Genomic DNA, 13,310 nt, shown 5'->3' with positions numbered 1-13,310 from the left:
TCAGGCCTCCGCCAGGTCTTTGAGACGTGCTTTTTCAATGCGTGCCACTTCTTCGGTCGGGACGAAGTAGTCGGTGTCCTGGTCATAGCTGCGCACGATCACGGCAACGATGGACGCCACCAGGCCGAAGATCGCCATCCACCAGATGTGCCATACCAGAGCGAAGCTGCAGATCAGGGCGAAGACGCTGATCACCATGCCCGACGCGGTGTTGCGCGGCATGTGAATGCTGCGGTAGTCGGTGTGGCTGAGGGTGCTGACCCCGCGCTCCTTCATGCCCCAGTAGGCGTCCAGGTCATCGACCTTGGGCTGCTCGGCAAAGTTGTAGAACGGTGGCGGTGAGGTGGTGGCCCACTCCAGCGTGCGCCCGTCCCATGGATCGCCGGTCAGGTCGCGGTATTGGTGGCGGTTACGGATGCTGATGTAGAGCTGCAGCGCCTGGGTGGCCACCCCGCACAGGATGATGCCCACGCCTACCAGCTCCAGCAGCAGCCAGGGACGCCACTCGGGAACGTCAAAGTGATTGAGCCGGCGGGTCATGCCCATGAAGCCCAGGACATAGGACGGCATGAAGGCGAAATAGAACCCGGTCAGCCAGCACCAGAAGGCAATCCGCCCCAGCCGGTCGTTGAGCCGGAAACCGAAGGCCTTGGGAAACCAGTAGGTCAGCCCGGCCATGTAGCCGAAGACCGCGCCGCCAATGATGACGTTATGGAAGTGCGCGATCAGGAACAGGCTGTTGTGCAGCAGGAAGTCGGCCCCCGGCACCGCCAGCAGCACGCCGGTCATGCCGCCGATGCTGAACGTGACGATAAAGCCCAGCGTCCACAGCATCGGTGTTTCGAAGCGCACCCGCCCGCGGTACATGGTGAACAGCCAGGTGAAGATCTTCACCCCGGTCGGCACGGCGATGATCATCGTCATGATGCCGAAGAAGGCATTGACGTTGGCCCCCGCGCCCATGGTGAAGAAGTGGTGCAGCCAGACAATGAACGACAGGATAGTGATCGCAATCGTGGCCCAGACCAGCGAGACATAGCCAAACAGGCGTTTGCTGCTGAATGTGGCAGCGATCTCCGAGAAAATGCCGAACGCCGGCAGGATCAGGATGTACACCTCCGGGTGTCCCCAGGCCCAGATCAGGTTGACGTACATCATCGGGTTGCCGCCGGCCTCGTTGGTGAAGAAGTGCATGCCCAGGTAGCGGTCCAGCGAGAGCATGAACAGGGTCGCGGTCAGGATCGGAAACGAGGCCAGGATCAGGATCGAGGTGCACAGGGCGTTCCAGGTGAACACGGGCATCTTGAACAGCGTCATGCCGGTGGTGCGCATCTTCAGGATGGTCACGAAGAAGTTCAGGCCCGTCAGCAACGTGCCGATCCCGGAGATCTGCAACGACCAGATGTAATAGTCGACCCCCACCCCCGGACTGTAGGCAAGGCCCGATAACGGCGGGTACGCCACCCAGCCGGTGCGGGCGAACTCGCCCACGCCCAAAGAAATATTGACCAGGGCCGCGCCGACCACGAATAGCCAGAAGCTCAAGGCATTGAGAAACGGGTAGGCCACATCCCGGGCGCCGATCTGCAGTGGCACGATGATGTTCATCAGGCCCACGACAAAGGGCATGGCCATGAAGAAGATCATGATCACGCCGTGGGCGGTGAAAATCTGGTCGTAGTGTTCCGGCGGCAGGTAGCCCGGCCCGCCACTGGCCGCCATCGCTTGCTGGGTGCGCATCATGATCGCGTCGGAGAAGCCGCGCAGCAGCATGACCAGTGCCACGATGATGTACATGCAGCCGATCTTCTTGTGGTCCACCGTGGTGAACCACTCGCGCCAGATATATCCCCACTGGCGTTTCCAGGTGATCGAGCCCACCAGCGCCACCCCCATCAGGCCCACCACCGCCAGGGTGTACATGACAATGGGTTCGCTGGTCGGGATAGCGTCCCAGGACAGTTTTCCAAACATGATCAACGCTCCTCGGCCATCAAATCTTTTTGCGCATCAGTGCGCGGTTGCGGCGCAGGCGTTTGAACCTGGTCGCGCGTCCCACCCCGGGCTTTGTTCATGCCTTCGTACGTGTCGACGATGTCCAGGAACAGGCGCTCCTGAACAGGTGAGTAGTAAGTAACGTCGTGTTTTACAGTGGGCTTGGCCAGCGTGGCATAAGCGGTATTGTCCAGAGGGCGGGGAACGGATTTCACCTTTTCGATCCAGGCCTGGTAATCGTCTGGGCTCAATGAAAGTGTCGAGAAGTTCATGTCGGAGAAACCGTGGCCGTTGTAGTTGGCGGCAATGCCGCGAAACTCGCCGGTTTCGTTTGCAATCAAATGAAGTTTGGTCTGCATGCCGGCCATGGCATAAATCTGCCCGCCCAGGGCCGGAATAAAGAACGACGTCATGGCCGCATCGGAGGTGACGGTAAAACTCACTGGCGTATTGACCGGCAGAGCCAGTTCATTGACCGAGGCAATGCCCAGGTCGGGGTAGATAAACAACCATTTCCAGTCGATGGCCACCACTTGCACATTGATGTGGTCAACGTCCGAATCCAGTGGTCGGTACGGATCCAGAGCGTGAGTGGTGTGCCAGGTCACCCAGCCCAGCACGCAGATGATCAGGAACGGCACGCCCCAGACCACCGCTTCGATCTTGTGCGAACTGGCCCAGCGCGGCGTGTAGCGGGCCTTCTTGTTGGTGGCCCGGTAACGATAGGCGAACAGGAACGTCATCACGATCACCGGGACGACCACCAGCAGCATCAGGCCGGTGGCCAGGATAATCAGGTCCCGCTCATCCCTGGCCACATCACCCTTGGGATTGAAGACAATCAGGTTGCAGCCCGTTAATAGGAAACTGGCAGCAAGGTACGCCAGGTGAGGTACGTAAGTTCGCTTAATTACAGGCTCCTGTGTCATGACTGATCCGTGTAGAACGCGAGACGACGACGCACCTGTACAACGCGTTAGTGCGGCGGCAATGGTCGCTTCGCTTGTTTTTCAGCGAAGCGAAGTTGCTTCGCTTGTTGGACGATGACTGCACCCTGACGAGACGGTGCCGTCTCGCTTACTTGCCACCTGTTGAGGCCGTGGGCTTAAAGTAATTGCCAGGTAAGTTCGCCGCTGTCTCGAGGGTTTTTGAATAAGGCTCTCAGTGTTGGTGCAATGATTTGTTACGCAGGCTGACGAACGGTTAAACAAGCGAAGCGGAACTAACGAGTGGTAATAACAGGCCGTGCGCAGACCGGCTGGCCGAAGGATGGAATCATTCACGCCAAGGGCAGGTCATTGTCGGAAATACCCGTATAAGGAGTGCATCATGTTTGTTCGTGGCAAGGCGTATAACACTTGGGTCGAACAGGATCAGGCCGATGAATGCTTCGAGCAGGAAGCGGAAAACGGCTGCCATATCGAAGTGCGGGCCAGGGAAGTGGAAGGGGGCGACATCCAGGTATTCCTGGGCGTCTATGGCGACGGCGGACAGCCTGTGGTCGAGCGGATCATGACGTTGCCCGGCAGCGAATGGAATGTCGAGTGCGCGCTCAAGCGCGGCATCGATCAGGCCGAGCGCATCGCCGGTGGTGAGTCGGGGCGGTTACCGTGCGCCGATGCGCACCTGCATGGCGACGATTGACGGCGCGTCGGCCAGACAACTGCAGGTTGTTTATGCCGAGTGAAACTCGACCGTCAGGTGACTGACTTCGTGCACCGGCGTAAGGCGCTGACGAATATCTTCGGCCGATGCGCCGGGGTTGCCCATGACGCTGACGATGGCCGCATGCGCTTGCGGCCCGATGCGCCAGACATGCAGGTCGGTGATGGTTGCATCGCCGGGTTGTTCAACCCGAGCACGGATTTCCTCGGCGACCTGTGCGTCGGTCTGGTCCAGCAGGACACTGGCCGTCTCGCGCATCAGGCCCCAGGCCCAGCGCGCGATGACGAGGGCGCCGACCAGCCCCATGAGCGGGTCCAGCCATACCCAGCCCAGGTAGCGGCCGGCGAGCAGGGCAACGATGGCCAGCAGCGAGGTGAGGGTATCGGCGAGGACATGCACATAGGCCGCCTTGAGGTTGTTGTCGCTGGCGTGAGGGGCATGATGATGTTCATGTTCATGTTCATGTTCATGAGAGTGCCCGTGCCCCAGCAGCAGGGCACTGACGATATTGACCACCAGACCCACAATCGCCACGAGGGTCGCGGTGCCGAATTGAACCTCGGCAGGATTCAGCAACCGCATCAGCGATTCGCCCGCGATCCCCAAGGCAACCATGCCCAGAATCAGGGCCGAAGCAAATCCGCCCAGGTCACCGACCTTACCGGTGCCGAAGCTGTAGCGCGGGCTGGTGGCATGACGCCTTGCATAGCGGTAGGCCAGCGCGGCAATGCCCAGGGCGCCGGCATGGGTCGCCATATGAAAGCCATCGGCAAGCAACGCCATGGAGCCGGTGAGGTAGCCGGCGGTGATTTCACCGACCATCATCACCAGAGTGAGCGCCACCACCCATAAGGTGCGCCTGGCGTTTTCGTCGTGCGCGGCGCCGAGATAGACGTGATCATGGACGTAAGGGCGGTTCATCCGGGCATTCCTTATCAGGAGTAACGGCGAATGGCTTCGAGCAGTTCCTCGACGCCCCGGTTGCGTTCCTCTTCGCTCAGCGCCGGATTGGCAACATGCTCCCTGGCGTGGTCCTCGATGATTTCTTCCATCAAGCCGTTGATGGCGCCACGTGTGGCAGCCACCAAGTGCAGGGTTTTGGCGCAATCGAGATCCGACTCCAGGGCGCGCTCGACTGCCTGCAATTGCCCGGTGATGCGTTTGACCCGCTTGAGCAGCGCGTCTTTGTTGGCGGCGATGTGACCCATGACGTTTCCCTGTACGTTTCAGGGTTGCATCATAGGTATACCCCCTATACCTATGCAATGAATATTTATAGACGGTGGAAACCATCGGATGCACCCATGGCAGGTATCCGTCATGGCTGTTCAGAAGTCGACTGTCGCCGACACTGATACGCTGCGCGGCGCGCCCTGCGAAAACGCGCCGTACGAGGCCACACCCGACCAGTACGCCTGGTCCATCACGTTCTGTACCATGACGCGAAACGTGGTCGGTCGTTCAGCCAGGCGCAGGGTGTAGCGTGCGCCTACATCAAGCCGGGTCCAGGCCGCCAACTGCTGGGTGTTGGCCTGGTCCACGTACTGGCTGCCGGTATGGATTGCACCGCCGCTCAGGGTCAGGCCCTCGATCCATGAAGTGTCCCATTCAGCCCAGAGATTGGCCTGGATATGCGGTACGCCTACTGGTGCATGGCCGCGATTGGCGGGCGTTGCGGTACGCGTCAGCTCGGCATCGAGCAGCGTCACGCCCCCCAGCAGGCGCATGCCGGGGGCTATTTCACCGAACACATTCAGCTCCAGGCCGCGATTGCGCTGTTCACCCTGAACCGAGAACATCCCCGAGGCCAGCTCGCCACTGGGTTTGGTGATCTGAAACAGCGCCACGCTGGTGGTGAAGGAGCCGTAGTCGGCCTTGATCCCGAGTTCATGCTGGCGAGAGAGATAAGGCGCGAAGATTTCCCCGGCGTTGGTGGCGGCGGAGGGCGCGATATCGCCCTTGCTCAGGCCCTGGATGTAGTTGTAGTAGAGCGATACCTGGTCCCAGGGTTTGAGCAGCAGGCCGAACAGCGGCGTCGTTCTGCCGTCGTCATGGGGCGAGGTCAATCGGCCGTTGGCGTCGTAGTTATAAGACTCGATACGCTGCTGGCGCACGCCGAGGGTTACCTGCAGGCGTTCATCCAGCACCGACAGCGTGTCGGCCAGGGCCACGCCGGTCAGTTCGCTTGCGGACACTTTCGGGGTGCCTGGCCTCTGGAGCCAAGGCCTGGCGCGTTCGATCGGGTGGTCAATATTCGACAGAACCGGCGCGCCGGTCACGATCCCGCGTGACAGTTCGTCGCGATAACGACTGACTTGCAAGGTTGTCCGGTGGCTGACCGGCCCGGTGTCCAGGCGCAGGCGTAAACCGGCATCGACGGTATGGCGCTCGACCTCGAACCGGTAGTGGCCCGGTATCGAGGACGTGTCGCCGGCGGCATTGATGATCGTGGGGGTCTGGTCGGACAGCCGTGCAACTGCCGAGGTGCCGCCACCGGCGTGAGCGAACAGTATCAGGGTGTCGCTCAGGTCGTATTCGCCGGTGAACAGGGCCGATTGATCACGGGTGCGCGACCAGCCCCAGGCCTGGCTGACGTTGACACGGCCGTTGGCCGCCGCCGGAATATCGAGGCCCGGGGCGATCAGGAACGGCCTTGAAGCAGCATCAATGCGTTCTTGCTGGCTGAGCCAGTCCAGGCTGGCGCGCAGGCGTTCGCCCTGATAGTCGAGCGCAATGGCGCCGATGTCGATGTCCCGCGCCTGGTTTTCGATCGCCGTGTCGCCTTGCTGGGTGCTGGCGTTAAGGCGCACGCCGAAGCGGCGCTCCTCGCCCAGGCGTCGGCTGACATCAAGGTGGCCGCCGAACTGGGCATCCTGTGTGTAACGGGCGACAAGGCGGGTCAGGTCCTGCTCCAGGGCACGCTTGGGCACCACGTTGATGACGCCACCGACGGCACTGTTGGGCGACATACCATAGAGCAGGGCGCCCGGGCCCTTGAGCAGCTCGATGCGTTCGGCGTAGTCGGTGAACACCCGGTAGTTCGGCGCGACGCCATACACGCCGTCGAACGCCAGCTCACCGAGGTTGCCTTCGGCGACCGGAAAGCCACGGATGAAGAACGAGTCGACAATCCCGCCTTTCTGGCCGGTGGAGCGCACCGAGGCGTCGCGCTCCAGCAGGTCGCCGACGGTGACCGCCTGTTGATCCCTGACCAGCGCCGAGGTCCAGGTGCTGACGCTGAAGGGCGCGTCCATCACATCGGTATTGCCCAGCACACCCAGCCGTGCGCCAGTGGCGACCTGCCCACCGGCATACTCCGTTGTCAACGGGTCGGCACGCTTGCCGGTAGAGGTCACGGTCGTTTCGTCCAGCGTGATCCGGCGCTGCACCAGGGTGTAGCTGCCGTCGCTGCGTAACAGCATGCCCAGGCCGCTGCCCTCCAGCAGCCGATTGATGGCCGCTTGCACCGAGTATTCGCCCACCACGGCGGGACTGTTCAGGCCGGCGGTCAGCGCCGGCTGGAACGACAGGGCAATGCCGGCGTCCACGGCAAAGCGCGACAGGGTAGCGCCCAGCGGGCCTGCGGGAATCTGATAGGTGTGCAGCGCCGTGGCATTCAGCGGCGCAGCCTCGACGGCCAGGACCTGCGGACAGAACAGGCCGCTCAGGGCAAGGCCCAGCGCTGAACGATGCAAGGCGCGTTGCAAGTGACGATCCGGGCGCAAGGCGCTTGCAGCGGGCATGAATGGACCTGTGGGCCGGACGAAAGGGTACGTGTTCATAAAGCCAGCCGAGCGCGAAAAAAGTATCACCCGTGCGGCTGATTTCGATCAGTCAAGCATGCGCGCAGCCGATGGATCTTTTCGCGGCCGTTGGTCGCTCTCATCAAACACAAAATAACTTATTGATTTTTGCCTATAAAATTCACCTCTGTAGGAGCCCGCTTGCCGGCGACCGAGTGCGAAGCGCTCGCAGAAACCTGTGAAACGCTGCAATTTTACGACTGCTACGCAGCCGGTCGCGGTGGTCCCGCATTCCGGTAAACGCGCTCCTACCGGGTCCATGTTTGATGCGCGACAGCGTGCCGCCTTGGCGCGGTGTCAGTGACACAGGGTTGTTGGGGTCTAGTGGGCTCCTACAGATCGTGTGTTTGCTGCGCGCCGCCTTGGCGGCGGTTCCATCTCCTGCAGGTTTTTGCGTTGTCTCAGGCATGCGAGAGCGTGACCCACATGCCCAGCAGCGGGTCGCTGACCCGGATCGGGTAGGTGCGTACCAGCATGTTCAGCGTGCGTCGGGTGTCAATGACCGGGTAGGCACCGGAAATGCGCACCCCGGCAATCGCCGGGTCCAGGCGCAGAACGCCCCGGTGATAGCGCGTCAGTTCAGCGATGAAATCGTCCAGGCGCAGGTTGTCGGCCATCAGCATGCCTTGGGTCCAGGCACTACTGTGCGGCGCGGCCAGGGACAGCTCGCCAAAGGCGCTCGATGAAAAATCGCTGCGTTGTCCTGCGTGCACGATCAAGGGCGCGGACTGGCTGTTCCCGGCCAGTTCGACCTGCACAGCGCCTTCGAGCACCACCAGTTGCGTGCGTGGCTGCAGTTGCCGCACGGTAAAGCGCGTGCCCAGCGCCTGCAGGTGACCCTGGCGGGTCACGACCCGAAACGGTCGCGGCGGTTGTGCAGGGTCCGCTGCGGTCTGCACCTGAATTTCGCCGTCGCGCAGATGGATGAGCCGCTGCTGGGCATCGAATCGCACATCGATGGCGGTATCGGTGTTCAGGGTCACGGTCGAGCCGTCGGCCAGGGTCAGCTCGCGTTGCTGACCAACAAGGGTGCGATGGTCGGCCGACCATTGCTGGACCTCGGCTAGTTTCCAGCCACCCCAGCCGACCGGCACGACGGCCAGCAGCGCCGCCAGCTTACCCAGCGCGGCACGCCGGGCAGGGCTGCCAGGACGGTCAAGGGCCGACATCGCCAACGACGGCGGCACGCCGCCAAGCTTGCTTTGCAGCGCCTGTACACGGCCCCAGGCCCGGATACGCGCGGGCGTGCTGGTTTTCCAGTGCTCCCATTCGGCCCGTTCGGTTTCGTCGAGTTCGCCTTCACTCAGGCGCATCAGCCAGTCGGCGGCTTCTTCAATGGCCTGTTGATCGAGATGCGGCTCCTGACGACGCGTGAGCACTCACTCCACCTGCAACAGGCACTGCACGAAGGCTTGCTTCATGTAGCGCTTGACCGTAATCAGCGATACGCCCAGTTGCGTGGCGATGTCGTCGTACTTCAGGCCGCTGATCTGCGACAGCAGGAAGGCACGCTTGACCAGGGGGGGCAGGGTGTCGAGCATGGCGTCGATGTCGTGCAGGGTTTCCAGCACGATCAGACGCCATTCCGGCGAAGGCACCTCGTGGGCCGGCACCTGCGAGAGCGCTTCCAGATAGGCCTGCTCAAGGGCCTGGCGCTGGTACCAGTTGATCAGGATGCCCTTGGCCACGCAGCTCAGGTAGGCCCGCGGCTGGTTGATGACGGTGATCTGGGAGGCGAGGATGCGGGTGAAGGTGTCCTGCGCCAGGTCCGCCGCATCCATGGCATTGCCCAGCCTTTTTCTCAGCGTTGCGTACAGCCAGCCGTGATGGCCGGCGTACAGGGCTTCGATCACGCGCAGGTGAGTGTCGTCATGGGGGGCAAGGGTTTCGCTCATGGCGGCCGCATTTCATGCAATTGAGAATTGTTCCTGATGCTAGTGTAGAAGCTGGCTGCGATGCAAGCGGCGATTGGCGGCGCGCCAACAGTCGCCAGAACGCGGCAGGGGTAAAAAAGCCTCACGGACGGTGATACTTTTTGGCTGGTCGGCTGGCAATAGGAGTGATTAGCATTTTCGCTTCTTGAACAGGATTCCCGCCATGCCCGTTGTCAGTCGTCCCCGCGCCGAGCGCGCGTTAACGCTCGCCATTCATACCGCCTTGTCGAGCCTGGTCCTGGCCACAGGCAGCGCCAGTACCTGGGCGGCCGGTCCTGTTCCCGGCGAGGCCGGCACCGAGGTGCTGATCCTCGACACCACCGACATCAAGGCGCGTTACAACACGCCGACCGCATTGCCCGACACCCTTGCCGGTGGCCAGGTTGCGCGGGGTGCCCGGCTGGGCATGCTGGGCAACAAGGATGTGATGGACACGCCCTTCAGTGTCACCAGCTACACCGCCAGGACCCTGGCCGACCTGCAGACCGTGACGGTGGCCGATGCGCTGCAACGGGACCCTTCGGTGCGCTCCACCGGCCAGACCGGCGGCATCGTCGATTCGTTTTTCATTCGTGGTTTTCCCATTGGCGAGGGCAACCTGGGTGAACTGGCGTTCGACGGCGTGTATGGCGTGGCCCCGAACTACCGGGTGTTCACCGAGTACGCCGAGCGGGTCGAGGTGCTCAAGGGGCCCGGCGCGCTGATGTACGGCATTTCGCCCAATAGTGGCGTCGGTGGCGTGATCAATGTCGTGCCCAAGCGTCCGCTGGACGAAGACCTGACCCGGTTTACCGGCACTTACGCCTCCGATTCGCAGATGGGCGGTCATCTGGACCTCAGCCGGCGGTTCGGTGAGGAGAAGCAGTTTGGCGTGCGTTTCAACGGTAACCTGCAAGGGGGCGATACCGCCATTGACGATCAGCAGCGCGACCTCGGGATCGGTGCCATTGCCCTGGATTATCGCGGTGAGCGCCTGCGCCTTAACCTTGATTACATCAGTCAGAAGGAAAGCGTCGACGCCGCTTCACGGCCGTTCACCCTCGCGCCGGGCGTGGAGGTACCGTCCGCACCGAACGGTCGCACCAACCTGTCGCAGCGCTGGGGCTGGTCGGACACCCGGGAGCAGTCGGCCCTGCTGGGCGGCGAATATGACCTGAGCGACAGCGTGACCGTGTTTGCCCATGCCGGTGGCGGACGCTCTGACGTCAAGCGGCTGTCTGACCAGGTGCCGAGAATCCTCAATGAGGCCGGCGACACCAGCAACGTGCCGGGCTATTACAAATTCAACGTCGATCGCTCCACCGCCGATGTCGGTCTGCGGGGTGTATTCGCCACGGGCCCCGTCACCCATACCACCACGGTCATGGCGACCCGCTACCAGGACGAACTGTCACGGGGGATCAACAACGGCAGTGAAATCCGTTCGAACATCTACCACCCCGTCGACACCGCCAGGCCCTTCATTGCCACGCCCAAGGTGCTGCGTATTTCCGAGTCGGAGCTGTCCGGCGTTGCCGTGACCGACACCTTGTCGATGCTTGACGAACGCGTGCAACTGACCCTCGGCGTGCGCCGCCAGGACATCGAGTCGCGCAACTACAGCGCCGCAGGTCCTGTCAGCTCGGCCTACAGCGACAGCGCCACCACGCCTCTGGTCGGCGTGGTGGTCAAGCCTTGGGAGGACGTCTCGCTGTACTACAACTACGTCGAAGGCCTGAGCAAGGGCGACATCGCTCCCGGCACCGCAGCCAATGCCGGCCAGACCTTCGCCCCGTACGAGTCGAAGCAGCATGAACTGGGCGTCAAGTATGAGCACGGCACGTTCATGACCACGCTGGCGCTGTTCCAGATCGAGAAGCCCAGCGGCGAAGTCGGCGCCGACAACCTGTTCTCGGTCCAGGCCGAACAACGCAACCGTGGGCTGGAGCTGAGCCTGTTCGGCGAAGTCGCGCCGGGCACACGCCTGATGGGCGGCGTGACGTTGCTGGACGGCAAGCTCACCGACTCGGCCACCACCGCCAACCGTGGCAACAAGCCGGTCGGTGTACCGGATGTGCAAGCCAACCTCTGGGCCGAGTGGGATGCACCGGGGCTTGAGGGCTTCACGCTGACCGGTGGCGCCATTTATACCGACCGCCAGTACATCAATCAGGCCAATACCCAGCAACTGGACGCCTGGACCCGCTTTGACATGGGGGCGCGCTACACCACCCGTATCGACGGCCGGCCGACGACCCTGCGTGCCACGGTGCAGAACGTCTTTGATCGTGAGTACTGGTCGGGCGTGGCGTCGTATGGGGCGTTCTCGCCGGGGTATCCTCGGACGTTGCAAGTGTCGGCGACGGTCGATTTCTGAGGTCGCTCAGGCCATGAACGGGCAAGGGGCATCGCTTTGCTGCACGAAAGCCATTTGAGTGCAGAGAGTCATTACAGTCAGCTCTGGTAATCAGAGGCCCGGCACGTCAATCAATATTGGCGTGCTCACCGCTTTTTGAATGTTTTGAAACGCATCATGTCGATGTAACATGGCATTTCATCTGCACTACAGCTACTGTCCAGCACCTGCCAATGGCTGCGGTACAGGCGGGTCATGTTTGGCCAGCCATCTGGTTTCAGTCTTTTTTGGAATACTCCATGACAGCTCCGTTGGACACCGACGCAAGGGACGCCTCGGATCGGTTAAGGACGCTGGATACTTACGACATTCTCGACTCGCCCCGCGAAGCCGGGTTCGATGGACTGGTCGCGCTGGCCGCGCAGCTTTGTGAGGCGCCCATTTCGGTGGTCAACCTCATCGCCAGCGATCGCCAATGGTTCAAGGCCGAAGTGGGCCTTGGCCTGCGTGAAACGCCGCTTGATGTGTCGATCTGCAAGCATGTGCTCTTGCAACCTGGCCTGACGGTGATTGATGACTTGCGCAATGACCCGCGCATGAACTGCAACCCGCTGGTCAGCGTCGACGGCGGCTTGCGCTTCTATGCCGGTTGCCTGCTTGAAACGCCTGACGGCGTTGGGCTTGGCACCCTGTGTATCCTGGATACCAAGCCCAGAGAACTGCGTGAAGATCAGCGTTTTGCCTTGAAGATCCTGGCGTCTCAGGTCATGACGCAAATGGAGTTGCGTAAATCGCTCAGGGAAAAAGAGCAGCTTCTGGTGCAGCAGGAAATGCTGTTGCAAGAAGTCAATCATCGTACAAAAAACAACCTCCAGCTCATCGTCAATCTCATCCAGCTGCAGCAGCGTCAGCTCACCGATGACGTGGCGCGCGAGGCCTTGCTCGATACATCGCGCCGTATCATGAGCATCGCCGCCGTGCATGAGCGGCTCTATAAGGCCGATCAGGCCGGCTCGGTCGATGCGGCGTCCTACCTTCAGGAAATCATGCGCGGCATTCAGGCCACGGCACCTGCTGCGGTGGCGTTTGATGTGTCGCTGGCCTCTGTGCACCTGGCCCTGGACAGGGCCATACCGCTGGCACTGATCGTCAATGAGCTGGCCATAAACTCGCTCAAGTACGCTTATCCTGGAGCCGATTCAGGGCTGATCAGCGTCAGGCTGGCGTGCAGCGACCGGCATGTGACCTTGATTGTCGCCGATGCCGGACTGGGTCTGCCCCAAGGATTCGAAGACAAGAAAAGCCGCTCTCTGGGCATGCGGATCATCATGTCCCTGGCCCGGCAGATTGGCGCCGAGGTCATATTCACCAACCTTCGCCCCGGGGTTGAATGCAAGGTCAGCTTTGATCTTTGAGCGGCTGTGATCAAACCGGTAAGTCGCCACTACCGAGCGTCCGGAAATATTGATAGCATCCGGCCACTTTGGCATGCGCGGCTGTTGCAAGGCCATTCACAGCGTACCCAGGTCATTGCCGGCGGCGTCCTTGTCTGTTGCCCGGGCTGACCAACGGAGTTCA

The 13,310-nt window shown here is 61.8% G+C and carries 10 protein-coding genes; 3 read left to right on the top strand and 7 right to left on the bottom strand.

All coding sequences use genetic code 11. The features are described from left to right. Positions 1-1,974 carry a cytochrome o ubiquinol oxidase subunit I gene (gene cyoB, locus ASF84_RS06730; protein ID WP_056836532.1) on the bottom strand — a complete coding sequence of 658 codons (1,974 nt, stop codon included), beginning with the start codon at positions 1,972-1,974 and terminating at the stop codon, positions 1-3. A 2-nt stretch (positions 1,975-1,976) separates the two neighbouring features. Beyond that, on the bottom strand, positions 1,977-2,924 hold the full coding sequence (cyoA, locus tag ASF84_RS06725) for a ubiquinol oxidase subunit II (RefSeq protein WP_056836530.1): 948 nt from the start codon (positions 2,922-2,924) through the stop codon (positions 1,977-1,979). A 400-nt stretch (positions 2,925-3,324) separates the two neighbouring features. Here cyoA and ASF84_RS06720 point away from each other — a divergent pair, with 400 nt between their 5' ends. Then, positions 3,325-3,639, top strand: a complete 315-nt coding sequence (locus ASF84_RS06720) for a hypothetical protein (RefSeq protein WP_056836528.1) — start codon at positions 3,325-3,327, stop codon at positions 3,637-3,639. A gap of 30 nt (positions 3,640-3,669) precedes the next feature. On the opposite strand, the gene dmeF is transcribed toward ASF84_RS06720, so the two are convergent. From dmeF to ASF84_RS06695, 5 genes are all read right to left on the bottom strand, one after another. After that, on the bottom strand, positions 3,670-4,581 hold the full coding sequence (dmeF, locus tag ASF84_RS06715) for a CDF family Co(II)/Ni(II) efflux transporter DmeF (RefSeq protein WP_056836526.1): 912 nt from the start codon (positions 4,579-4,581) through the stop codon (positions 3,670-3,672). Between the two features lie 14 nt (positions 4,582-4,595). Next, positions 4,596-4,868 (bottom strand): metal/formaldehyde-sensitive transcriptional repressor, encoded by a 273-nt coding sequence (locus ASF84_RS06710; protein ID WP_056836524.1) that lies wholly within the window; start codon positions 4,866-4,868, stop codon positions 4,596-4,598. A gap of 120 nt (positions 4,869-4,988) precedes the next feature. Continuing rightward, on the bottom strand, positions 4,989-7,403 hold the full coding sequence (locus ASF84_RS06705) for a TonB-dependent receptor (protein WP_056836522.1): 2,415 nt from the start codon (positions 7,401-7,403) through the stop codon (positions 4,989-4,991). A 461-nt stretch (positions 7,404-7,864) separates the two neighbouring features. Next, a complete protein-coding gene (locus tag ASF84_RS06700; RefSeq protein ID WP_056836520.1) occupies positions 7,865-8,842 on the bottom strand; it encodes a FecR domain-containing protein in 978 nt (325 codons plus the stop codon). Beyond that, the gene (locus tag ASF84_RS06695; RefSeq protein WP_056836518.1) at positions 8,843-9,358 is read right to left on the bottom strand and encodes a sigma-70 family RNA polymerase sigma factor; all 516 of its coding nucleotides are present in this window, start codon (positions 9,356-9,358) and stop codon (positions 8,843-8,845) included. It abuts the gene before it with no gap. 202 nt (positions 9,359-9,560) lie between these two features. Here ASF84_RS06695 and ASF84_RS06690 point away from each other — a divergent pair, with 202 nt between their 5' ends. Continuing rightward, positions 9,561-11,753, top strand: coding sequence for a TonB-dependent receptor (locus ASF84_RS06690; protein WP_056836516.1), 2,193 nt, complete (start codon positions 9,561-9,563; stop codon positions 11,751-11,753). A gap of 212 nt (positions 11,754-11,965) precedes the next feature. Then, the gene (locus ASF84_RS06685; RefSeq protein WP_082481398.1) at positions 11,966-13,147 is read left to right on the top strand and encodes a sensor histidine kinase; all 1,182 of its coding nucleotides are present in this window, start codon (positions 11,966-11,968) and stop codon (positions 13,145-13,147) included. Positions 13,148-13,310: the final 163 nt, after the last annotated feature.

Origin of the sequence: Pseudomonas sp. Leaf127 (assembly GCF_001423155.1) — a bacterium.
GTDB lineage: Bacteria > Pseudomonadota > Gammaproteobacteria > Pseudomonadales > Pseudomonadaceae > Aquipseudomonas > Aquipseudomonas ovata.
The sequence above is the reverse complement of the archived record's forward strand: the minus strand, read 5'-3'. Positions and strand labels throughout refer to the sequence as shown.